Genomic DNA, 25,281 nt, shown 5'->3' with positions numbered 1-25,281 from the left:
AGGTTACGGGTTTCGTAACCTGAAAACCTCAATATATGAAAGCAGTAATTTTTGACATGGATGGCGTAATTGTGGATACCAATCCACATCACCGTACCGCCTGGCGCGAGTATTACCAACGTAATGGCAAGTCATTAAGTGACGATGACTTTGTGCAATACGTTTCGGGTAAACACAACAAGGACATTGTAGCGCATCTGTTCACAAATCAAACTATAACCTCAGACGAAGTTGTGCGTTTAAGCAATGAAAAAGAAGCACTGTTCAGGGAGTTGTATCGTCCGGTTATTCAGCCGGTTGCCGGGATTATTACGTTTCTGAAATCGTTGAAAGAAGCGGGTATTCGGACTGCCGTTGCTACGTCGGCACCAGTTGAGAATCTGGATTTTGTGGTAGATACGCTCAACATCCGTCCGTATTTCGATGCTTTGCTAAACGAAAGTATGGTAAGCCATCCGAAACCAGATCCTGAAATCTATCAGAAAGCCATGGAGATGCTGGGCGTTACCCCAACAGAGAGCGTAATTTTTGAAGATTCGATAACTGGCATTCAAGCCGCAAAAGCTGCGGGCGCTTATGTTGTTGCTTTGGCAACAACCCAGTCTCCCGATGAGTTACGTCCCTTTGTAGACGACGTAGCGCTTGATTTCACTGCCATAAACCTGGACCGGATACAACGTTTGATTAAGGTTTTTTAACGTAGTTAAACGTCTTTACTCCGTATTTTTGTAAGTACTGAAGAAATCCGATTCGTATAACTAACTCGGTACGTTATGCCCTATAAACTCTTCTTACCCGCTTTTTTTATCACCTGCCTGGGATGGTCAGGAAGCGTATGGGCACAGGGTAAGTACGTTGTTGGGACGGTCATTGATAAAACCACCAATCAAGGTGTCGATAAAGTAACGGTTATAAACCAGCGCACCCGCCAGCGCGCTCGTACAAATGCTTCGGGTCGCTTTTTTCTGACCATTCAGCCCGGCGACTCCCTGATTCTAAATAGCCAGCTTTACAACCGCACCGGCATTCGGTACGACGGCTCTGATAATCCAACCATCGTAGCACGGGCTTTGCCCCCCATGCCTTACCGCGTCGTAGATCTTGCTGAGGTAACTGTAACCGGGAAACGATACGAAGAAGTAAAGCGCGAAATCAGAGAACTGCTGGATGAGCCGGTAGCCTCCAAGAAAGTTACCGGTGAGCAGACATTCGATCGTCTGGCTGATGGTGCCGGCGTTACGTTGCTTTATGAAATGTTCGGCAAACGTCCGAAATCAGACCGGAAGGCGTATTATATTATGCAACAAGACCGACGCCATGCCCTGGCGCTGGAGCGATTCAGGTTACTGGTTGAGCAATCTACGGATCTGAAAGCAGACGAAATTGACCGTTTTTTTGATTTCTGCGACTTGGACGATGAATTCTTGCTGAAGTCAGAAGACTACGACCTGATCAATACCATTCAGCAACTGCGGAACCGCTATCGAAATGGTTTTAATCGTCCGAGTCGAATCTCGCCCGATCCTGCGGCCCCTAAGCAGTAGAGACTATCGCTTACCTTATTTTGTCCGCACGATCTTAAGCTTCTTCATAAGCTCTTTTCGGCTGCTGGCGGGCATTTGCAAAACGGTCTGATTATCATTCAGGAATAAGTAGTTGTCTTCCAGCCGCTTAATATAATTCAGATTAATCAGTAGCGACCGCGAGAGCCGATAAAAATTAGCTGATGGAAAATATTGTGCTATATGGCTCAGGTTGGCGCTAACCTGGTAAGGTTGTTTCTGCCCTAAGAGAAACACTTTTGTATAGGAACCATCAGCCTCAACATAAATCACATCATTCGCATTTATTTTCTCGTATCCTTTGTCTACCGGCAAAAATACCTGTTCGGATGATAAAGTGTTTAGCGAGTTATTTAGCCTCGCCTGAAAATGATAATAGGCTAATTCAATCTGTAATTTCAGCTCATCCGCCCGAAAAGGTTTAAGTAAATAGGCTGAAGGCAGCGTTTCCTTAGCTGACTGGAATGTTTGCGTTTCCGAATTAGCTGTCAGATAAATGATTGGCATTGCGTGGTACGTTAGCAGTTCTCTTGCTGTCGCTATACCATTCGGTTTGGAGTCGCCTAAATGTACATCAATCAGTACAAGATCGGGAGGATGTTGTTTAACTGCGCTTACTGCCTGTTCAAGGCTACGCGCTATGGCTGTTACCGTGTGTCCAAACTCCTGTATTGTTTCACGTATATCCAGACCAGTCAGAACATCATCTTCTACGATCAGAATTTTCATTGATCTGTTCATAAAAAAGGAAGGTGTAGATAGATAACCTAACTAGTTCGGATTAAAAAAGATTATTTATAAGCGCAAAAAATGGTCGTATAAACCTATTAAACATTGAATTCCATCGTAAATAGAACTCCGTTGCCTGCTTTAAACTGGTACGTACCATACAACTGCTCGACCTGAGCCTGAATCAACTGCATCCCAAAAGACTCTTTATCTGTGGCAGGCAACGTATCGTCTGCTTTAATAATCTTCGATTGGGCTTCCGACCATCCAGGACCGTTGTCGGCTACAGAAAGCACTACTTTGCTTTTCTTCAATTGGCCATTTACACTGAGAATGGGGTTCTCATTACCGGAAAACGCGTATTTACAGGCATTAGTAGCCAGTTCGTTCATAATCAAGCCTACGGGTACGGCTTTATCGGCAGAAAGGCTAATGTTATCAATTGAAAAACTTGTTTGAACGAAGCTGTAACCATACGTTTTCAATACGCCTTCGACTACTTCCCGAATAAATTCATCCAGATTAACTTCGGCTAATTTATCCCCATCATACAGCCTTCTGTGAAGAATAGCCATCGACTCTATACGAAGCCGACTTTCGTCAACGGCCTTTCTGGCAGCCTCATCGGTCAGCTGCTTTGCCTGTAGGCGAAGTAAACTGGATACAATCTGTAAGTTGTTTTTAACCCGGTGATTCTGCTCTTTCACTAAATCTTCGTTTCGTCGGCTGATACGTTGATTTTTTCGATACAAGCGAAAGAAAATGAGGCTCATTGCAGCAGCGGTAATAAACAAAGCCGAAGCAATTACGGAAACCCGTTGCTGTAAAAGTAAGTTTTTAGCGTCCAGAGCAATTACTTTATCCTGCGCTTTGAGAAGAGCTTCTTTTCTTTCTGTTTCATACTCGACATTTATCCGCATAACCGTACCGTCGTAATCGGACAAGAGCTGGCGTCTTTCTAGCTCACTTAGTTTTTTAAACCGTTCATAGGCCTTCTCCCACTGGCCCGTTCGCTCAAAGTAACGAACGAACTCGCTTTCGAGCAGAACCCGGATATCATACTCATTTATTTTTTTACGATCATAGAACACTTCTGCTTCATGAAGCGCAGTCCAGGCCTGATCAGGTTGTCCCAACAAGAGGTATGCTGAGCCCAAATGCAGCATTGTTCTTAACCGACCAACCCCTTTGTCTTTAAGTGTGAATAAATGCAGTGCTTTTTTAAGGTACACTATCGACTGGATGTCTTTATTTTCGGCCAGAAAAGTGCCTGTTTTGGTCATGGCTTCGGCAACGGCCAATGTATCTTTCAGTTTAAGACCTATCGATTCGATCTGCTTGTAGCAGAACAGAACAGTTTCGTTGCTCACGTTACCGTTTTTCGACGGATTCTCCCGAAGCTGCTCATACGTATTCCCTAATGCTCCATAGGCCCGCATTAGCCCCTGATCTGATTGAATACCTTTAGCTATACGTAACGCCATTTCGGCATAATTCAGGGCCTTTTTATGACGCCCCTGCTTCGCTTCATTTTCACTCAATCGAACATAGAGCCTGCTCAGCTCATAAGAATCTGGCCTGCGTTCCAGGATATGTAATGATTTAAGAAAATAGCTCTGTGAAAATTTGTAGTCCCCCGCAAATGCGTAGGTTTTTCCGTACAAATACCAAGCTTCAGCCAATAGAAGCGAATCGCCCTTTTCGATTGCTTTCTGCTCAGTTTCTTTAGCGTATTGCAATCGCTCGGCGTTCACGTTCAAGGTAGTCAAGCCCTGGCCATCAGATGCACTACAGATAAGTATGTAAACAATTGACAAGTAGCCACTTATTCTACTTTTAGCAACCAAAAAAAGGAGAGGATTCTGGTGAACTCTTGGGCTTCGCATCTTATATCAAAGCTACCAGAACAAAAGCATTATTTCGTAACCAATTACCTCAGAAGAAAAAAGTAAGCATTAACAAGAAAAAGTGATGAGTTGACAAAAACAGCCTTGTTCGTAACCAAAGGATCAGGCTTTTTTGTATAATGAGCCGAATCCAAAGCACTAGCTTTCTGCTTAGATCCACACCCTTTCAATCCGTTACTTTATAGCTTAACCACTACTTTTTCGGCTTCAATTCTGTCCAACCGATACGTGTTGGACAGAATTATTTTTTACCTCCAGCCATCAGACGTTGATAGTTTATATACTGCCGACCATTACTGGATCGCCTAGCCGAATTGTTCCGCCGTTAATTACTTTGGCCGTTAAGCCGCCGTGCCCGCGCATAGCGTTATAACCGCCCGGCCCAAGCGCTGTTTCCATTTTTGAGCAGGGATGACACTGACCCGTGATTTTTAAAACAGCATCCCCGATATGAAGTTGATGATCTTTCAAAGCCAGCAGATTCAGGCCCGACACCACAATATTGCGCCGTAAAAGGCCGGGGTCCAGTTCGCTCTTGCCGGCAAGAGCCGCCACAACAGGCAAGTGCTCTGCCTGGATAAGCGTTACGTGTCGATTGCCACTTTGCCCCGAATAATGATCTCCGACGATTCCCTTTTTTTCCGTTACCTCTATCGAGTCGACAACGTTAACCGGTTCACGTCGCTCAGGTCGTATGCCGATCCATTCCACTCGTCCCGGACGAGGAAACACATCAAAAAGATCTTTGATATTTTGCATTAATCAGCCGTAAAGAATTAACCGTATTTACAAGATTAACAGGGTTTTGGGGTAAAAAATCTCGTACTTTTTCTAAATCCAATTAGAACCCGGGCGTTTTTTATCGGCCAAATTTCAGCGTTGTACCAATCCGAAATCCTAAGCCTTTATACGTAGCATCTTGCCATTGTGAGATGACTTCAACCCGGAAAAAGGGCAATACCTGCGGAATAATCCCATCTAGTCCATAGCCGATTTCAGTGTAGTTTTTCGATGCAGGCGTGTAGAGATAATGTACAAAAAGGTTTTCTTTCAACCCGACCAGCCGAACAAGTGTCAGTTGCGTAACCAGTAATTTCCGGAACTCAGCCAATACGTGTCCTTCGGCAAAGCGATCTGCCGTACTGTACTGATAATAAGGCAATAACCGATAGCTAGACACTACGTCGCCTTGCTGAAAGAAAAATTCATTTCCGGCGAAGTGTTTGAAATCTGGGAAGTACAGCTTTCGATGATTCAGGAACGTACCGGCACTGAGTTGATAATTTAGTCGACTGCGAATCCCCGTTTCAAACGAATGGCTTATTGTTGCCTGTACGAAGTCATAATCAACCGCATCGGCCGTTCCATCAGCTATTCCTTTCCGATAGTTCAACGTCAGCAAAGGGGCATCGTTATCCCGTCGGGCAGTACGTCTGCCATTACGTATTACGTATTCCGTTGCCCCCAGGCGCCCCGAGGCCGTTACGTTCAACAGCAAGGCGTTGTGCGTCGGAAACGCCGTCGTCGGTAGTTCTGCGTTATCAGGTCGGTTCGGTGTGTAGGTCCGATTACGCCAGTTTATCCATGGTTTCAGATCTTCGCGATAGTTGGCCAATTCAGTACGTTGAGCGTATTCTATACTTGCCGATAACTGAATCCGGTTTTTGAAAGGTGACGCCTTTACGCTGAAATTCACAAAATCTTTCTGGTATAGCTTTATGAAGTTCTGTTCAAAGAGCAGCGTTGTCAATGAATTTAGGAATGGGCTAATCGGATTATCTGGATTAAACTGGTATAGATAGCGCCCACCCGAGACGCCAATACGTGTCGTTTTATATTGATAGCTGGCCTGGCCATAGCCTACAAACCCTTGTCGCCCAAACTGATATCGACCCGTACCACCTACATTCCATTCGCCGAGTGGAATTTGCACAAACCGATTGACAGAATCTACTTTTTTTCGATAACGCAGATTCAGAGCGGCTTCCAGCGTGTATCCCTCAACGGTGTTGTATTCAATCTGGGTTAGTGGACTCGTATAACTCAGCGACGTTTGTTTGCTCAGTCGCCACGTATTGCCGCTGAGCAGTTGGCCGGTCGAGAACTTATTGGGCGTTTTTTTCTTCTGCCGGTCCGACAACGCGCTGCTGTCGCGTCGGGACGTATCACCGGGCGCTTTTATTTAGCGTATCAGACCCAAACTATACGCCTTTCGATAGCTTTTGGTTTCAGCTGTTGTCAACGGTACCGAACGTAGCGAATCCCAGAAAACGTTGGAGCGTTTGCGGGCCAACGAATCAACCACCAGCGAATCGTCGCGCACAACCGTTACGTCCTCTTTCCGTTTTTTACGCGCCAGCTTTTCCTGCTTTTCGTACTCCTTGACCATCTGACGCAGGTTTTTGGTCGAAAATTCCTTCTGTTTTTTTACCAACTCGTCGAGCTGCGTCGATTTAATATCGCCTTTTGAAAGCGTTTGTGCAGGCGGCCCCTTCTTCTCATCAGCGACTTCAATATCTTCGACAAAAGCCGGATTTACCACAAACTCACTGAAGGTCAGATTGCGAATGTAATAGCCCGTTGCTTTAACGCCCAGGTATGACCCATTTCCATTATAGCGTTGATTCGTAGGCATCCATACGCCCTGAACAGGGCTGCATTGGTGGCGAATTGATATAGTCACGCCAATGTTATTTACTGTCTCTAACTGTAAACTATGGATAGCCCAGGTATTTTCCAGGATATAGATCGTTCCACGAAATACGCCTTCACCATACTGACGCGGAATGACCTGAATTTTGCTGATTTCTACGGGTTTACCATCGGGGCTGTTTTCCCGGAATGTTCCTTTGTATTCAAATTTGTAGTATGCAAACGCTTTTGGCGACAAAGGCGACACTACCCCTCCTATTGTTGGATTATAAAAGCTGGCATTATAAAACTGGTTGGGGCTCAGGAAATCACCCTGTGAATTCCGGTTGGCAATGATACGTTGCCGAAACTGATTGGGTTGACTAAACGACACTTCGGCAACCGTTTCATTAAGAATCGGTACCCCTACTTTGAAGTTAAAATCCCGTTCGGCTTCTTTCAACTGCTTCCGAAAGGCCATTTCTGCCAGGTTAGGCAAATCCAGTATGGTCACCGACGATTTGGTATAAACGCGCGCTTTAAAGCGCTGTACCTGTAGCTGATGAAACCGGCTCTTGGCAATGGCCCGTCGCATAATGGTGTAGGCTGGATCTTCGTTACCCGCCTTTGTTTGCACCTCTGCCAACCGGAAAGCCTGTTCTTCCAGCGTAGCATCCAACGTAGCAAAGCTCGTTCCAATGTCAACAGACTTCTGGATTGTCTGAAAGCCAAGGTATTGAAACACAATATCGTATTTGCCAGGCGCTAACCCAATTTCGTAACGTCCTTCGGCATTGGTGATGGTTCCGTTGGGGGTTCCTTTGACAATAACGGCTGCGAATGGCAATACGTCTCCCTGTTTGCTTTTGACTGTACCACGCAAACCGCTACCACTCATAGCCTGAGCCGTAGCGAACTGGTAACAAAGACAGGTGAACAGACTAACTAAGATAAATTTCATGCCACAATGTGGTAGTAAACAGCCGAATGTACCATTTGAACGAACAAGTTCCTTGCTTTTATCTGTAAGTGGCAGATTATAGCAGGTTCTACAGACAATCAGAAGATGCTTTTATAAGTCAATGCGTTGTCTGGCTGTTTATTAAAAAACTATAATCTCTTTACGTATCTTGCTTTAAACTGTACCAACCTGACACATATGCCAAGATCAATACACTTCCTTCTCAATTTATTTATTTTTTCTTTAACTCTCGCTACCGTTTCTGCCCAACCTTCGCCTTCCGGCATTTTGCCTGAACGTGAGCGAGCGCGGGTTATCGATGAAATTCTGGAAGATCGATTCGCTAACTTACTACCACAACTGATGCGCCGAGAGGGAATAGATATGTGGATCATTATTTCCCGCGAGTACAACGAAGATCCGGTGCTACGTACCATGCTACCCAGCACCTGGCTTTCAGCCCGCCGACGTACCATTATGGTGTTTTTTGATAATGGAAAGGATGTAGAGAAGTTAGCTATTGCCCGTTATGATGTAGGCAATCTACTCAAAGGCGCGTGGGACATCGATGTGCGGCCCAACCAGTGGGAAGCATTGGCAAAAGTTATTGAAGACCGAAAGCCTAAAAAAATCGGCCTGAATATGTCAGCTAATTACGGTCATGCCGATGGGTTATCGTTTTCGGAACACGAAGAATTTGTCAGGAAGCTTCCGGCTGATTACCAGAAACGTATCGTGTCGGCGGAGAAAGTTGCGGTTGGCTGGCTCGAAACACGTACTGAAAAAGAAATGGCGATCTATCCGCTTATTTGTCGGCTATCGCACCAGATCATTCAGGAGGGTTTTTCCGAACAGGTTATTCAACCCGGCGTAACGACGACCGACGACGTAGTGTGGTGGTTCCGCCAACGCATTACGAGTCTTGGCCTTGATACGTGGTTTCACCCGACTGTAGACGTTCAACGCGCCGATAATCAGCAGTTTGAGCACTTACGCACCTTTTCGAAACGCCCCGATAAACAAGTGATTATGCCGGGCGATTTACTGCATGTTGATTTTGGCATTACGTATCTGCGTTTGAACACCGACCAGCAGCAACATGCTTACGTATTACGTCCCGGCGAAACCGACGTACCGGAATCAATCAAAGTGGCTTTTAAGCAAGGAAATCGCTTACAGGATATTCTGACCGAACAATTTAAGCTTGGAAAAACGGGCAATCAGATGTTACTGGCCGCTCTGGAACAATCGAAAAAAGAAGGCATAAACGGTACGATTTACACCCATCCGATTGGCGTTCACGGGCATGCAGCCGGGCCAACCATCGGCTTGTGGGATCAGCAAAAAGGGGTACCTGGCTCTGGTGATTATCCTTTACTGGCAAACACGGCTTATTCAATTGAACTCAATGCTGCCGTAGAGGTTCCGGAGTGGAAAAAAGTGGTACGTATCATGCTCGAAGAAGATGGCTTTTTCGATGGTCAAACGTTCCGTTACATTGACGGTCGCCAAACCGAAATCTATACGATTCCACGAAAATTAGGGTACGTAAAATAACATAGGTAGTAGAGATGCAAGCAATTGCGTCTCTACTACTTTACAGGAGAACCGTCCCGGATTTCTTCCGTAGCCGTCGAGATAAGTTTATCTCCTTCGGTCAATGGCCCGAATATTTCAATATTATTATCAGCCTCAAGACCTTTCCTGACGGGTACCCATTCCGCCTTTTGATTAGCAACACGCACTACGAAAACGCCCGTGCTTGAATTAAGAACGGCCGATTTTGGTACAACAAACGTACTGGTTTTAGTAGGCAACGGCAGTGTTACCTCCGCAATCATACCCGGCAGCAGTTTTTTATCATTATTGATTACGTCTACTTCCACGCGCTCAGAACGCAGCCGTTTGTCCAATGCACCTGCCATACGTTTCACCTGACCGGTAAATTTCTTGTCGGGGAATGCCTTGACCATAAACGTGACCTGATCGTTCTGATCAACGTAACCAGTGTATGCCTCGGGAACTGAGATCACCAGACGAAGTCTCTTCTGTTCAGTCAGTACAAACAATGGAAATTCAGAACCTTTACCCGACGGCCCAACATAAGCACCTGTACTGGCGTTACGAGCACTGATGATTCCGTCAAATGGAGCACGGATTTCAAGGTATCGTTTCAGGTCACTGACTTCCTGATAAGACGATTTAGCCGCTTCCAGCTGGGCCAGATCAGCGTTACGTTTCGCCAACGCCTGATCGACATCGTTTTTTGAAACAGCTCCCGAAAACTTGCTGGCTTCCAGTACACGTTCATAATTGGCTTTACTGGCAATAGACAAAGCTTCCTGCGCTTTAAGTTTTGAGTTAGCTGAGGCCAGTTGAGCGCTTAACTCGGGCGCTTCGGCCAAAGCCAGCAATTGCCCCTGTCTGACTTCTGAGCCGACATCAGCATTCAGCGTTTTAATGTAGCCACTCACTTTTGCGTAAATATCGACGTCCCGAAAGGCCACCAGCTCGCCGGGTATTTGTAAGGAAGAGGCTAATTTGCCTTTTTTCAAAGTAAACACTTCCGGAGCGGCTGGCGCTTCAGCTTTTTCGGTTTCAGATGCTTCTGCTTTACTCTCGGGAGAATGACAATTAGTTGCTATAACGGCCAGCAGTATACTACCTGTGGCCACAAGCAGACTACGTACTGGTTTATTAATTAGCCGTTTCATACGCGGAAGGAATGTAATATTTACTTTCTTTATCTTCAGGATCAAGTGATACAGATTCCGTGGTGGTTTTGCCCTGTACCCAGGCAAAAGCTAACGGCAGAATGAATAAGGCCGCAAATGTCGACGCAATTAACCCACCAATAACGGCACGTCCCAGCGGAGCTGCCTGCGAGCCGCCTTCACCCAAACCCGATGCCATTGGAATCATACCAACCACCATCGCTACGCTGGTCATCACGATGGGCCGCATGCGAACAGATGCTGCTTCCCGGGCCGATAATAGTGCGTTACCATTCCGCATCCGCAGTTCTTCGGCATTTGTAATCATAAGCACGGCATTGGAGATTGACACACCCACTGACATGATTATTCCCATGTATGATTGCAGATTGAGCGTTGAGCCCGTAAGTAATAGCAAAGCTAACGAACCAACCAATACGGCGGGGACTGTACATAGCACAACCAGCGACACTTTAAATGATTGGAAGTTAGCGGCCAGCATCAGGAAAATTACTATAATAGCAGTCAGCAAACCAGTCTCTAAACTATCGAGCGTATCAATCAGCACTTGCGTCAACCCCTGCATTTTTACCGTTAAGCCGCGCGGTAATTCCCCCAGAGAGTCAATGGCTTTCTGAACGTCTTTAGCAGCTGTTCCCAAATCCATGTCGTTTAGGTTTGCCGTTACCGACAGGACAGGTATAGCTCCGATATTATCGTTTTCGCCATACGCAGTGCCTTTTTGCAACGTAGCAACATCACTTAAAACCGGGCGGTTCGTGTTTGGCAAAACGGGTATCTCGCCCAGATCATTGATGCTTGTCATTCGGTTTTCAGGAACCTGCACCTGCACACTATACGTCTGACTTGATTTGGGGTCAATCCATACGCTTTTCTCCGTATAGCGTGACGACGACGTAGCAGCAATCAGCGAGCGTGAAATAGACGATATATCCGTTCCTAACTGAGCAGCTCTGGTCCGATCGATTGTTACATTAATGGTCGGGTATTTTGTAGCCTGGCCAATCTGAACGTCACGCAGATACGGTATCTGGTTCAGTTTGGCAATGACTTTATTGGCGTACTCCTCGTTTTGCTTTTTGTTTTTCCCCGAAAGTTTAACTTCAATCGGCGTCGGCGAACCCTGACTAAGAATCTTATCGGTCAGCTCAATCGGCTCAAACGAAAGCTTTACATCTGGCAGCGTCTTTTTCATGCTGGCTCGGAACTTGTCTTTCAACTCGTCCAGATCAACTTTATAATCTTCTTTCAGACTTACTTGCAAAACGCCTTCCTGCGGCCCGGCCATGAACAAATAAATCGGGCTGGTTGAAAACTGGGCACCGTGCATACCGACCATGGCGGACGTTATTTCGACATTTTCCTTACCGACCAGCTTATTTAGTACGTCGATAGTTTTTAGCATGGTTACTTCGGTCTTTTCCAGCCGTGTACCATCGGGGTTTCGTAAACGAACCTGAAACTGCCCCCCGTTTACTCTGGGCAAAACGTCGCGTCCAATGATGGTAACCATAAGCATTGCCAGCCCTAGCGCACCCACTACGTAGCCCAGTACAATGGGTTTACGGTAAGGCAGAATCCGCTCCATAAAGCGTACAAATCGAGCCCGAACCCGCTCAAAATAACTGATCTTACCATCGTTATTCAGGTCGATCCGGTGAGCTAGTTTTTGTTTTTCCCGTAGCAGATCGTCATGCTCGTTTTTACCGTTAGAGCCTGCTTTGCCGTTCGCTTTAATCAGGTGTCCATTAGCAGCAACATCGTGCTTGGTGGCTTTTCCATTGCTGGCAGGATGGTGTTCTTTCATCAGCCAGTTTGCCAGAACAGGTACCAATGTTTGGGCCATCAGATAAGACGTAATCATTGAAAACCCAATGGCTAAAGCAAGCGGCAGGAACAGCGCACCCGGTATTCCTTTCATAGTAAAAGCCGGCGCAAATACGGCCAGAATACAGAATAGAATCAGAAGTTTGGAGAAGGCAATTTCCTTACAGGCATCCCAAATAGCCAGGGCCTTGGGTTTACCCATATCCATATGCTGGTGAATGTTTTCAATCGTTACGGTACTTTCATCAACCAGAATACCGATAGCCAGCGAAAGGCCGCTCAAGGTCATAATGTTGATTGTCTGCCCGAATAGCGATAGAAACAGAACGCCCGCAATAATACAGGTTGGAATGGTAATAATAACGATCAGCGCGCCCCGGGCATCGCCCAGAAACAGCAATACCATTAAGCCCGTGAGAATAGCACCGATAGCTCCTTCCGTCATCAGGCTTTTTACCGCATTGATCACATATACTGATTGGTCGAAGGTGTACGTCAGCTTTACATCTTCTGGTAAGAGAGCCTGAAAGCGCGGGAGCGCAGCTTTCAGATTTTGCACTACTTCCCACGTTGATGCATCGGCCGATTTGGTAATGGGCAGATACACAGAGCGTTTACCATTGACCAATACGTACCCCTGCGTAATGTCAGCGCCATCTTCGATGGTTGCTACGTCCTTGAGGTACAAATTCTGGACAGTTCCGGTATACAGCGGAATATTACCGAAATCCTCAATGTTTCTGACCGTTGTATTGGCAGGTGTAAAATAATTCAGGTCGCCAACCCGCACATTTCCGGCAGGAGTCGCCTGGTTGTTGATACGTAACGCAGCCACCAACTGATCCGGTGTCAGATTGTGCGAACGTAGCAATTCAGGGTCAGCTCTGATAACAACGGAGCGGGAGTTGCCTCCAAACGGAGCGGGCGACACCAGACCCGGAATAGACGTAAATCCGGAGCGAATGTATACGTTCGCTAAGTCCTGCAGCTCGTTGTTGGTACGTTGCGGGCTACTAAGCACTAATTGGCCCACCGGCAACGTGGAGGCATCAAAACGCAGTATAAAAGGCGGCTGAGATCCGGGTGGAAAAACAGCCTGCGCCCGGTTCGAATAAGCCGATACCTCAGCGGCTGCCTGCGCCATATTGGTACCTTCGTAAAACGAGAGCTTTAATAACGTAATACCCTGGATATTTTTTGTCTCAATACTTTTTACACCTGATACGTACAGCAACAGGTTAACGTATTGCTTCCCAAAAAATGCCTCCATCTGATCGGGGGTGTAGCCCCCAAATGGCTGCGAGATATAAATAACCGGCAGATTCAGGTTTGGGAAAATATCGATCTTGATCGTGCGAACGGCACCTATACCGAAATAAAATAAACTGGCAACAACAACTAGGATTGTAATTGGCTTACGTAACGCGGCTCGGATTAAATTCATCTTACAATTAAAATCATCTTAAACTCATAACTCTGTTGAGCCAATCAAACAGTTTCTCTTTTCAGTTTTATCTTTGATTAATGGTAAATCAGATAAAACCCAATTTTTTCCACAATCTATTACATATAGATCTATAACTTTCTGAAAGTTAATGAATTTGTCTGACAAATCCTTTGCCTCATTTCCCTCTTTATGAGCCTTTTAACCAACAATATTCCGCCCTGACAGTCAGCTAATTTCTACGTTTATTAGGTAAAAATCCCTAAAGTTTGACTCACTAGCAGGCTGGAATTAGACTGTATGAATCAGCGATAAATTCTATTTATGTAACCGTTCCTTAGCTCTATTTTCTTAGAAAAATTTCCAAGAAAATTACCCAATAAATTTCTTTAGATAATTCGATAAATAGGGTTCAGAACTGTTGGAAGTAAGTATACAGTCACTCAAAAAAAGCCAGACATTTTGAGTCTGGCTTTTCAAATAAACAATAGTTGTTACGTTAATCAGATCGACGCAGCGACTGCTTACGCCAGTACGTCAGACTCCGCCATGCCCATTCGAGGGGACCAAACTGAAATGATCGTAACCAGAATATGCTAAACAGGATATTGGCTAACCAGACAATCAATACTACACCGTAGAGTTGATAATACTGCAAATAGCCAAAATAGCCCAGTCCATAGCCAAAGAATATAAACGTACAGAATAGCGTCTGAAGAATGTAATTACTAAAAGCCATCTGGCCTACTGCGCCTAAAGTTCGAAAAGTTTTCTTTGCTATTCCTGACTGGATGAGTAAAATCAGCGCGCTAACATGGGCTACGACTAGTAACATCCGTTGAACGGGATATAGAAACGAACCAACGTTAACAGCTTGTGAATCTAAAAAAGCCGTCATATTTGTAAATCGATGCCCGTACCACCAGTTGAACAGAACTATTGGTAAACCTAGGCTATAACCGATGCTTAGCAGTCGCCAGTACGTCTGGCGCGGCAATTTGCCGGTTAGAAATCCCCATTTGAATAGAGCCATACCAAGAATCATCAGGCCAAGGGCGTCCCAAAGGGTAAAGAATATATACTTTGTCTGAAATTTAAAGGCAAGCGGGCGTATATAGCTGGCAACGTCGGCATAGTTACCTCGCATTGATCGGGTATTCTTCTCAATTTCTGCTTTGTCAGGTATAAATTCCTTCGCCGTCTCGAGCCAGACTTTTTTAGCTTCCTGCTGTGCTTTGGTTAACGGTTTCACTTCTTTTTCAGCAGCTACTACGTCTAGGTAAGTCAGGCGTTGTTCACGGATATGGCTATAAAATAGCTGGTTTGTAATGGCATCGAAGCTCCCGAGCACTAAGGCAATGCCTAACAACCAACCTGGCGTCAGTTTTCGAAACCAGAACAACACGAGCGCGCAGACACCGTACCCATACAGAATGTCCCCTATCCAGAGCAGCACATGCGCGTGAATGAGGCCAAATAGTATCAACCAGCCCATCCGCCGATAGTATAGTCCTGCAACAGTCCAGCGATCTGCCCCCGCCTGTTCTTTACGCGTGGTAAAAATGAGTACTCCGGCTCCAAACACCATAGAGAACAGAGCACGCATCTTTCCTTCAAACACTACCGTAATAAAGAAATTGAACCAGTAGTTAATGTTATGAGGATTATTGCGAAAGGCTTCCGTAAATCGTTCCGGCATAGCAAATCCGGGAATATTCATCAACAGAATTCCCAGCAAAGCTACCCCTCGCAGTATGTCAATTATTTTGATACGTTCGGCCAGCGTTACTGGCTTATAAAGCTGTGGAGATGATTTACCAGCTATTACGCTCACGGATAGATTTTCCATACAGGTATTGGTGTGTTATTTAATCGAAATTAATAACTACCGCCTGTCGGTCATAGAGTATAAATACCTGAAAATAAACTATATAAATAAAAAAGGTGCTGGATAAAACCCAGCACCTCCATAAGACTAAAACCTTATCTCGTTAGGCCAGTCGATTAATGCAGTTTAAATCTTCAAACGCAACTTTTAGCCGTTGCACCATGCTTTCTTCGCCTTTACGTAACCATACGCGAGGATCGTAATATTTTTTGTTCGGCGAATCTGGCCCTTCAGGATTACCCAGCTGCGACTGTAGGTAGCCTTCTTTCGCTTTATAGTATTTCAGAATGCCTTCCCACATAGCCCACTGCATATCCGTATCAATATTCATTTTCACTGCACCATAACGAATAGCTTCACGAATTTCTTCCCGGCTTGATCCCGATCCACCATGGAAAACGAAATTTACAGGTAGTGGTCCAGTGCTATATTTTTCCTGGATGTACTTCTGCGAATTGTGCAGGATAATTGGCGACAGCTTCACGTTTCCGGGTTTGTATACACCATGTACATTTCCGAAGGCAGCCGCAATAGTAAAGTTCGGTGAAATCTTGCTTAATTCTTCGTATGCATAGGCCACTTCCGCAGGCTGCGTATATAATTTCGAATCATCTACATCGGAATTATCAACGCCATCCTCTTCACCACCTGTTACACCCAGCTCAATTTCAAGTGTCATCCCGATCTTAGCCATCCGCTCAAGATACCTGGCCGAGATTTCAATATTCTCTTCAATTGATTCTTCCGACAGATCAAGCATGTGCGAAGAATACAAGGGCTTGCCCGTTTGATCAAAATGCTTCTCACCAGCAGCTAACAACCCATCGATCCACGGAAGGAGCTTTTTAGCGCAGTGATCGGTATGCAGAATTACCGGAACCCCATAAATCTCAGCAACATGGTGCACATGTAATGCTCCTGAAATTGAGCCTGCAATAGCAGCCTGTTGTTTATCGTTCGGCAGGCTCTTACCTGCGTAGAAAATCCCACCGCCATTCGAGAACTGAATGATCACTGGAGAGTTGACAGCTTTAGCTGTTTCCAGAACGGCGTTTACAGAGTCGGTTCCAACTACGTTAACAGCGGGAAGGGCATAATCATTTTCATTGGCGTGGCGAAAAATTTCGGTGACGCCTTCACCGGTTACAACACCGGGGGCAAAACGGGTGGCTACTTCGCTCATAATTAGGAAAATTTTTGGATTCGTTCAAGAAATAGTTTTACCGAACATGCAACCGGTTAATCTATTTAGTATAAGCAGGTAAAGTTGGGGATATTGTCAAAAAAATACTAATCAAGCACGATCGTATTATCTGGAAAATCAGCACGCTGCCTCCGCTCATCGGCAATCATAAGTATATTACCATCCGACTAAAAACTAACTATAAGTTAATTAGTATTAACAATTTTACGAATGCTAAGGAATGTACCAATACTATTCTGGTACAGCGTACCGGCATCTACAGCAACACTACCTGTGAGTTGAAGTCCTCCCAAAATTGATAAAGGAGCGACTATGCCAGCATATCCTGAAAATTGTTTCCGAGCAGCAGAGAAAGGGACATTATATGTACCAAGATTATGGCTGTAGGAGAGTTTTATTTGATACGTTATAGGGCTCATTAAAGCACGTCCACTCAACGGCAGGCTTCCACCTACACCCGTATGAAATACGTACACTCTATTGTTGTTCGTAAACGAGCCATAAGGATATTGATCCCGTGGCCCTAAGCCTGGTGGAATGAATGGAGTACCAACTGTATGGTATCGGTAAGCCCATCCATCGCGAAATTGCTGGTGATTAAAATAATCGTCTTTACCACGACGTTTTGGATCATCGATAATAAATTCAGGCCCACCCTGACTTGTTGTGTTCAGAAACTCAAACAGAATATCCCGAACGATAGCATTATCGTCGTTTCGACGAAGCCGTATCCCATTCAGGCCATCAGCAATATTGATTAAATAAAATAGCGAGCCATCATCATAGATATTCTGTCGATAGATGTATAAAGTATGGCTGGAAAGATCGATTTCCGCAGCTACATCTATTGAACCAAGATGATTCCCGATTCGGTTAGTTAAATCAAAGTAATTATACTCTGACGTATCATTACTTTTCGGGTAAAGTGTTGATACCACATAAAAATAGTTTTTTAGTCCAGAAGGTAGTTTTCCGTCACTTTGAACCGTACCGGGAGGATTGAACGGATCAGCAACTCTGCCTCCCCACACAACCTGATGATTTAATCCAGCATAAAAACGCATAAAATCACGTTGATGACCAAAGCGCAAATACAGTGACTTTTGGTGAAGCATTTTATTCTGGATATAACCACTTGCATCCAGATAGCCGTGAGCAAATGTACCCTGAATAGCTACCCATCCCTTCGTAAAGCCGATTGGAGTAAAGGTTGGGATACCGATTTGAATTTTAGGCACCGGCATCGCATTGCCTGACCATGAATAAGATCCTGTCGACAGAGTCGAGTCAGCCAGACCAAACTTCTCACGCCGTCGACCCAAATAGAGTTCCCAAATTCCTCGACGTACTTTTACATAAGCTTCGGGCAACAGTACATTATTCTCGTAAGACAGTCCATTTTGCATTCCATTGACCACCATATTAACCCCGTAGCCTATATCGAACTTTGAGCCTCGCCAGGTTCCATCACCATGACGACTTGAGTCATACTCACTATAGAGACCTGCCCGGAAAGTTGCTACAGGAGATCGGTAGGGAACAATGCCATACTGATTAGCTCGTAGCCAAAAAGGTGTTTCTGTGGAAGAAGAAAGGTAAGTACCTGCTTCAGCAACGTAGCGATTAGGTTTACGAACAGGTTGAGCTTGCAGGTAACAGGAAGTAATTACAAGTAAAATAAGTACGCATAAGAAACCTGACTTTGAGCAAGTATGCATTGAGTGCCGGGTAAAGTGAAACGAACTGATTTACAATAATAAGGCCTTCCTTTAATCTTTATAACTTTATCAATTGTTTTTTATAGTATAGATACAACAAGCAAGAAGACCCACGTGTAGATCGCGGGTCTTCCCAACTGAATATTAGATGCTATTGTTATTTTTTTACCAATCGGCCTGTGGCTTTTTGCTGGTTCGCTTCCACAATAGGAATATACACTCCTGAACTAACTGCCGTTGGTCGCCATTCCAGACTGTGCTTGCCAGCAGACTGGTTTACGCTATCTACCAGCTTTTCCACTACTTTACCCTGCGCGTCTAAGATCCACACGTTCACTTTACCATCTTCGGGAAGATAGTAACCGATGGTAGTTGACTGCTCAAACGGATTAGGGTAAGCTACTAATTGAAGTTTAGCATCGCCTTCTTTACCAATATTAACCGGTTTTATATTAGCAGTAAAAACACTACCACGATTTGCTCTGAATCCAGGCAACATTGTGATTGAGTTTCCGGCTCTATATTCTACTACTGCCGATGCCTCTACTGCACTGGTAGTCGCAATGGTTTCAACTGCCTGCTCAACATGATAACCTGCTTTTTCGTAGGTAACCTGAATACGTAATGCTTGCTGGGTAGTCTGCCCTAAGCTTACCAGCGCTGTGCAGCAGCCTATTATTGTTAGAAAAAGCCGCATATTACTTTCGGTTTTTAGCCTGTAGCCTGTTGATACGTTGCTCTAAGTTCGCACTTTTTCTCTTGAGCGTATCATTTTCTTTCTTTAACTCAAGAACATATAAAGTCAACTCCTCCACTTTCTCCAGTAACTTCGCCTGCATTTTACCCACATCAACTCCTTCTTTCACAACCTCTTCAGCTGATGGCACTCCCGGAAGATGTTTTTCCTGATTGATATACCGCTCTACTTCATTCAGACTACGCAGCTGATAACCATTTTCAAAAACCCGGTCCGACCAATCTGCAGTACTCTTTACAGCCACTTTCACCTTTTCCGTCAGAACGCCATCCGCTACGTATAACCGGTATCCGCTTGGCGTCTTGCTAACACCTGGCCCAATAATTACGCCCCCAACGTTTGTATTTTGCAGATTATCACCGCTTGCCTGCCACAAAGTCTCTGCGTCAACACCAACACGAGCCGAACCATTTATGCTTCCAAGGACCACATCTCCCTGACTATTGACAGTCAAAAATTTAGTTTGATTAAGTACGCTGGCAGTTGTTCCTAAGCTTGTTAAACGCAAACCTGACACACCAGAAGCACCTGAAACCACTTCCAGTTTTGCCGCTGGTGCCGACGTACCAATACCAACATTTACTCCATTTCCCAAAACCATGCTATTACTTTGACTGACCTGAGCCTGTTGTCCAATAGCAATTGCATTAGTAATATTAGGAGTAGCTTGGGTTACATCAGCTCCTCCACCAATAAAGACATTGTTGCTGCCTTTATTGTAATATCCCGCATAACGACCTATTGCAGAATTAGAATTACCTATGTTGTTGTTTAGCAATGCACCATCTCCAATGGCTGTATTTCCTACTCCTGTTGTTGTACCCAAACCGGTACCATTACCCATGAATAGATTATAGCTCCCTGTTGTATTACTTGATCCCGACTGCTGACCTAAAAATAGGTTACCTAAGCCTGTTGTATTTTTTGCCCCTGCGGCCGCGCCAATAAATACATTATATCCCCCTGATTGATTACTTTCACCCGCTCGAAACCCAACGAAAGTATTACCTGATCCTGTATTAGTTGTTCCAGTATTAGACCCCAAAAACGTATTTTGTACAGCCGCACCATTAGATGAACCCGCAAGCGAACCTAAAAAAGTATTATTTGATCCTGATGTATTATTGCCACCTGCATCGGCTCCTATAAATGTATTGTTGTTTCCTTGTGAATTAGCATACCCAGCGCCTGAACCCAAAAAGGCGTTATGGTGTCCTGATGAATTTAAATATCCCGCTCGGTCACCCGCAAAAGCGTTATTGTAACCACTAGTATTTGTATAACCGCTCTGCGATCCTAAAAATGTATTGTTATTTCCAGTAGAGTTATTAAATCCAGCGATAAAGCCAACGAATGAATTTTGCTGACCAGATGAGTTTTGATTACCGGCCGATGCACCTAAAAAAACATTTTGTGTGCCTGCCATATTTAGAGCACCTGTTCCTCGACCAATGAACAAGTTACTAGAACCGCTCATATTAAGATTACCCGCTCCCACTCCCACAAGTGTGTTATCGGCCCCAGGTGTAGCTGATGAGGGAGAGGTTGCTACAAAATTTGTCTGAGCGTAACCTGCTAGAGCAAATGAGCAGCAACTAAGTACTAACAAAACTTTTTCCATGTCTTCTTCTAGTCAAAGTAACACATAATAAGATAATACATTCATGCGGGAATGTTACTATGAATATCGCTAGAAATTCCCAAGCCGGTTTTTATTGACTAGCAATTGAGGTAACAACCTCATCGATATAGCAAGAACACTCCTCTGACAACTTATACACTTCTGTAATCAACAAATTTTTCAACCACTTCTTTAAAAAACAAACAAAGTATGTAAATATACTAAACAATATATACTTATTTAGTATTAAGTGTATAAATTTTTAGAATTAAGTACATAAATCACTAATAGAATAGGTATAACGGCCGTTCAGTCCTACACTAAAAAAGTCATTGAAATGTATAAAAGGTTACTAGTAGACCATATGTCATAAAGATAATTACAAAAGTCAATAACTACACTCGTGCAATTTAGGGAAGGGGCGTAACTAATAATTTTTAAACATATGAATCGCCTTACGTTGTTTATTTAAAATCATAGAGGATTATTCAAAAAATGAAATGGATGCTTTTTAGTGCAATGGCCATTGGCTTAATATGCCGACTGCCGCACTCGTCTAAGTTTATAGATGCTGAATCTCATTCCTATTTGCAGCAGGAGATAGGATCACCGATCCTACCTCCTATCAGTGCAAACTGGGTCGCTACGGATGGGCTTGGCCGAACGTTACCTTCTTATAACGTAACTGGTAACTTCAAACCTAATAAATATGTAGGCATCTTTTATTTCTTATGGCATGGACAGTATAATGACAAAGCTGTTTATGACATCTCAGCAATCACTAAAGAAAATCCGTCTAAACCGAAATTTGGACCCAAATTTGCTTTTCATTGGTGGGGAGAGCCAGAAATCGGTTATTTTAAGGCTGATGATCCATGGGTTATCCGAAGGAATCTACAGCTACTTACGCTAGCCGGTATTGATATTCTCTTTTTTGATACAACTAATGCCGATCTATACCTACCCGTAGTCAACAAACTATGCGAAATATCGGTCAGTATGCGTCATTCGGGTATTCCAACACCTTATATATGCTTTGTCATCAATTCAAAAACTTCAGAGACTGTTACTACTGCATATCAGCAACTTTACGCTCAAAACCGTTACTCTGAACTCTGGTTTCGTTGGCATGGGAAACCATTGATATTAGGAAAAGTAGAAGAAGTGAATGACCCTACTATCCGCGATTTTTTTACATGGCGGTATAGTTGGGCATGGACGAATGCCCGAAACGAACCGCGTCATTGGCAATGGATTGACCGAACTCCGCAAAACTATGGTTGGGATAAAGACCCTTCTATACCGGAAGAAATTCCGGTATCTGTCGCTAGTCATCCCTTTAACATTAGTGTAGGAAAAAGCTTTCATCAAGGTAAGCCAGGAGTTATAAACAAGCAGGGAGTAACATCGCAAACTCAACAAGGACTATATTTCGAGGAACAGTGGAAACGAGCCTTACAGGTCAATCCATCCGTTGTATTTGTTTCAGGTTGGAATGAATGGATAGCTCAACGTTTCATTGAAGAACGTCCGGACTCGGCTACCAAAGCAAAGCCCGTTATGTTTGCAGGAAAACCCTTGAAGTCAGGCCAAACCTTTTTCGTTGACTTATATAATCAAGAATTTAATAGGGATATCGATCCGATGAAAGGAGGCTATACTGACAACTATTATTATCAGTTAGTAGCTAATATTCGCCGGTTCAAAGGGATGCCCCCTCCCGAAACTTCCAGCGCGTCCAAAACTATCAAGATTGACGGACACTTTGATGATTGGACAACTGTAAAGCCTGATTTTGTTGACTTGAGCGGTGATGTATTACATCGTAACTGGCCAAGAGCTGACAATAAAATAAATTATATAAATAATACAGGACGCAATGATATAAACCATTGTCGTGTATCATATGATAAAAACAATTTGTACTTCTATGCCAAAACTGTCAATAAGTTAACTCCTTCAACAGATAAAAATTGGATGCTTCTGTTTATAGATGCAGATCAATCCCCCAAAACGGGCTGGGCAGGTTACGATTACCTTGTAAATCATACAATTAAAGGCCAAGAATCAACGATTAGTCGCTGGAATGGTAAAGCTTGGATACCGGCAGCCAGAGGCTTGTTAAAATATGCTAATAATGAACTTGAACTTAGTATACCCTTAACAACTATTCGTCATACTAGTAATAAGATCAAATTCGATTTTCATTGGGCAGATAACATCCAACGGTTAAATCAAATAAGCGAATTCTTCCTAAACGGAGATAGTGCACCAGACCGACGATTCAATTATCGCTATATCACCCAATAAGTATATTGAGTAACAAATAAATAAAAAATTTTATTATAATTGTAACATTTATGGACAATTTTCCTTACCAATGATTTTATTAAGCAACTATCATGATAAATGTTAAAGATACACAATTTGGCGCTATGGGCAATGGCCAAGTTGATGACACAGCGGCTATCCAACGAGCAGTAAATTATGCTAGAGGCTTAACTTATCCGACCGGTGGAGGAAACTACAAAGCTAGTATTTTTTTTCCCGCAGGGTTCTATTATATAACTGCACCTATCGATATAACTAATACCAATGGTATCTGGCTGATGGGGGATGGAGGCTCGTACCTGAATACTAGCATTATCGGTGTTACTGGAGGTATCATGTTCGACTTTAGTGGCTCATCAGTAGCTGGTTGCGAAAATTTTTCCTTTATATCGAATCCTGGAAATGGATCAGGTCGATCTACAATAGGGGTACAGTTCGCTCTCACCTCGCATGGTGGACTTAACTGCGGAATTCGTAACTGCTATTTTCAACTTCAGGATTTTCCAACTGCTAATAACGGTCTGGGTACAATCGGAGTTCTAAATGTCAGATCCGAAGAGTTTTATATTGACAGTTGCCTCATCCGTGCCAATACTCCGATCATAATGAGCTATAATGCCAACGTAGTAAGTGTTACAACTAACTATACGGTAACAAGCCCTTATCAGACATTAGCATCTGGAGCTGGCAGCATGGGTTCGGTTGATGTATCGTCGACCTCGTTACAGAATTACGAAAAACGACAACCAGCCTTAGTACTAAATGGTACAAATAGTTTTAGTTTTAGAGGTTACATTGGTCGATTTACTGGCACAACCGGCACAAATGAAACGGCTATTTTTTGTAATGCTTACACAACGAACCTTTATATCTATGCTACTATAGAAGCATTTTCTCGCGTATTGCATGTTACTAACAGCGGATTTGATGGTAACGAACTAAATATCGTTTCGTCTAGCGTAAGCTCACCCACAACCGAATTGATAGATATAACAGGGTGTACTGTGAAAAATTTAAAAGTTCGAATCACCTTACCAATACTAGCAGAACGTAGTAATCGATACGTTCTATACCATTCTTCTTATTCTGACCCTAACCAAGTGGCAGCTGGATCAATTCTTAACAGTGAGATTACATGTTTTGACATCAGTACTAACCAGTATATCATTTCACCAAGTTTGCTAAAAAAAACAACAAATGTTATCTTCAATACGTCACGGCCTTTCGAAAAAAGAGGGGGTCGTATCAAGCAATTATCCCACAATTATATAAGCGCTGGTAACGCTGGATCAGTATTACCAGCGAGCGTTTTTAGCTTTCTACAAGCAGATAACACAGCTTCTCCAAATGGGCGAGGAGGGTATTACCGCGTATGGGTTGATGGCGTTATACAGGCTGGCGGTTATGGATCTGGAGGTAGCGCTGTGCTCACGTTTCAAGCCCAAATTCTTATCAATCAGAACAATACGGGAAAAATGGATCCGCCATCAGCAACAGTTATAATACTTGACAAAAGCGTAACAAATCCAACTTATTTAGATGTTGTTGGCGTATTAGCTGATATTTCTTTTACGAATCGTATTGGTACTGTTACAATTACCCCCCGGATAACTGGTGTCGGCACGACTGAGCCTGTGACGTATAATGGTGTAGCTGAATTGCAAAGTGATTTTTTAATTTATGATGCTATTCCGCTATAGCGTTGCTTACCAAAAATGGGGGTGCATGCTTAGTTTACGCTGTAAAGTAATGGGTATTTTTTCATAAATACGTCCAAGCCTGTAACCTATATATTTAGCTCCAGTTCTAAGTAGTTGAGTCGGAATAAGCGACATAGTACGTTGTTTCTTTAGGAATTTCCATTCATCAATTACGTATTTAAAGCCCTGCGATTCCGCCCGTTGAAAAGGACGTAGTAAAGGACGTTGTTGCTGATGAAAAGCGCCTATGTCAAAATAACGTTTAA

The 25,281-nt window shown here is 43.9% G+C and carries 15 protein-coding genes and 2 pseudogenes; 5 read left to right on the top strand and 12 right to left on the bottom strand.

What is annotated here, in order from left to right; genetic code table 11:
• Positions 1–35: 35 nt before the first annotated feature.
• Positions 36–698 carry an HAD family hydrolase gene (locus ACOJS8_RS20430; RefSeq protein WP_420150402.1) on the top strand — a complete coding sequence of 221 codons (663 nt, stop codon included), beginning with the start codon at positions 36–38 and terminating at the stop codon, positions 696–698.
• A gap of 75 nt (positions 699–773) precedes the next feature.
• Positions 774–1,544, top strand: coding sequence for a hypothetical protein (locus ACOJS8_RS20425; protein ID WP_420150401.1), 771 nt, complete (start codon positions 774–776; stop codon positions 1,542–1,544).
• A gap of 15 nt (positions 1,545–1,559) precedes the next feature.
• Here ACOJS8_RS20425 and ACOJS8_RS20420 read toward each other — a convergent pair whose 3' ends face one another.
• The 4 genes and pseudogenes from ACOJS8_RS20420 to ACOJS8_RS20405 form a co-directional block, all read right to left on the bottom strand.
• Complete coding sequence (locus ACOJS8_RS20420; RefSeq protein ID WP_420150400.1) at positions 1,560–2,303, bottom strand: LytR/AlgR family response regulator transcription factor; 744 nt, start codon at positions 2,301–2,303, stop codon at positions 1,560–1,562.
• An 86-nt stretch (positions 2,304–2,389) separates the two neighbouring features.
• A complete protein-coding gene (locus ACOJS8_RS20415) occupies positions 2,390–4,045 on the bottom strand; it encodes a histidine kinase dimerization/phosphoacceptor domain -containing protein (RefSeq protein ID WP_420150407.1) in 1,656 nt (551 codons plus the stop codon).
• A 429-nt stretch (positions 4,046–4,474) separates the two neighbouring features.
• The gene (locus ACOJS8_RS20410; RefSeq protein ID WP_420150399.1) at positions 4,475–4,957 is read right to left on the bottom strand and encodes an MOSC domain-containing protein; all 483 of its coding nucleotides are present in this window, start codon (positions 4,955–4,957) and stop codon (positions 4,475–4,477) included.
• A gap of 100 nt (positions 4,958–5,057) precedes the next feature.
• A pseudogene (locus tag ACOJS8_RS20405) lies at positions 5,058–7,727 on the bottom strand (DUF5686 and carboxypeptidase regulatory-like domain-containing protein).
• A 261-nt stretch (positions 7,728–7,988) separates the two neighbouring features.
• Here ACOJS8_RS20405 and ACOJS8_RS20400 point away from each other — a divergent pair.
• Positions 7,989–9,347, top strand: a complete 1,359-nt coding sequence (locus ACOJS8_RS20400; protein ID WP_420150398.1) for a M24 family metallopeptidase — start codon at positions 7,989–7,991, stop codon at positions 9,345–9,347.
• A 35-nt stretch (positions 9,348–9,382) separates the two neighbouring features.
• Here the strand turns inward: ACOJS8_RS20400 and ACOJS8_RS20395 are convergent, their stop codons facing one another.
• The 7 genes from ACOJS8_RS20395 to ACOJS8_RS20365 form a co-directional block, all read right to left on the bottom strand.
• Positions 9,383–10,504 (bottom strand): efflux RND transporter periplasmic adaptor subunit, encoded by a 1,122-nt coding sequence (locus tag ACOJS8_RS20395; protein WP_420150397.1) that lies wholly within the window; start codon positions 10,502–10,504, stop codon positions 9,383–9,385.
• Entirely contained in the window at positions 10,488–13,796 is a 3,309-nt protein-coding gene (locus ACOJS8_RS20390; RefSeq protein WP_420150396.1) for an efflux RND transporter permease subunit, read from the bottom strand. The genes ACOJS8_RS20395 and ACOJS8_RS20390 overlap by 17 nt, the downstream gene beginning before the upstream one ends.
• Positions 13,797–14,295: 499 nt before the next feature.
• Positions 14,296–15,645: a DUF418 domain-containing protein gene (locus tag ACOJS8_RS20385; RefSeq protein ID WP_420150395.1), complete on the bottom strand. Its 1,350-nt coding sequence runs from the start codon at positions 15,643–15,645 to the stop codon at positions 14,296–14,298.
• Between the two features lie 142 nt (positions 15,646–15,787).
• Positions 15,788–16,867 carry a class II fructose-bisphosphate aldolase gene (fbaA, locus tag ACOJS8_RS20380; RefSeq protein ID WP_420150394.1) on the bottom strand — a complete coding sequence of 360 codons (1,080 nt, stop codon included), beginning with the start codon at positions 16,865–16,867 and terminating at the stop codon, positions 15,788–15,790.
• A 206-nt stretch (positions 16,868–17,073) separates the two neighbouring features.
• The gene (locus ACOJS8_RS20375) at positions 17,074–18,606 is read right to left on the bottom strand and encodes a capsule assembly Wzi family protein (protein WP_420150393.1); all 1,533 of its coding nucleotides are present in this window, start codon (positions 18,604–18,606) and stop codon (positions 17,074–17,076) included.
• Positions 18,607–18,763: 157 nt separating this feature from the next.
• Complete coding sequence (locus tag ACOJS8_RS20370; protein WP_420150392.1) at positions 18,764–19,303, bottom strand: T9SS type A sorting domain-containing protein; 540 nt, start codon at positions 19,301–19,303, stop codon at positions 18,764–18,766.
• A gap of 1 nt (position 19,304) precedes the next feature.
• On the bottom strand, positions 19,305–20,984 hold the full coding sequence (locus ACOJS8_RS20365; RefSeq protein ID WP_420150391.1) for a TMF family protein: 1,680 nt from the start codon (positions 20,982–20,984) through the stop codon (positions 19,305–19,307).
• Positions 20,985–21,479: 495 nt separating this feature from the next.
• Between ACOJS8_RS20365 and ACOJS8_RS20360 the strand changes: the two genes are divergently transcribed.
• Entirely contained in the window at positions 21,480–23,294 is a 1,815-nt protein-coding gene (locus ACOJS8_RS20360) for a hypothetical protein (protein WP_420150390.1), read from the top strand.
• 92 nt (positions 23,295–23,386) lie between these two features.
• On the top strand, positions 23,387–25,015 hold the full coding sequence (locus ACOJS8_RS20355; RefSeq protein ID WP_420150389.1) for a glycosyl hydrolase family 28-related protein: 1,629 nt from the start codon (positions 23,387–23,389) through the stop codon (positions 25,013–25,015).
• Between the two features lie 6 nt (positions 25,016–25,021).
• Here ACOJS8_RS20355 and ACOJS8_RS20350 read toward each other — a convergent pair.
• Positions 25,022–25,281: pseudogene (locus tag ACOJS8_RS20350) on the bottom strand (glycosyltransferase family 2 protein); the annotation flags it as partial.

The sequence above is a fragment of the Spirosoma sp. genome (genome assembly GCF_048594605.1).
Lineage (GTDB): Bacteria > Bacteroidota > Bacteroidia > Cytophagales > Spirosomataceae > Spirosoma.
This window is presented reverse-complemented; position numbering and strand designations above follow the sequence as displayed.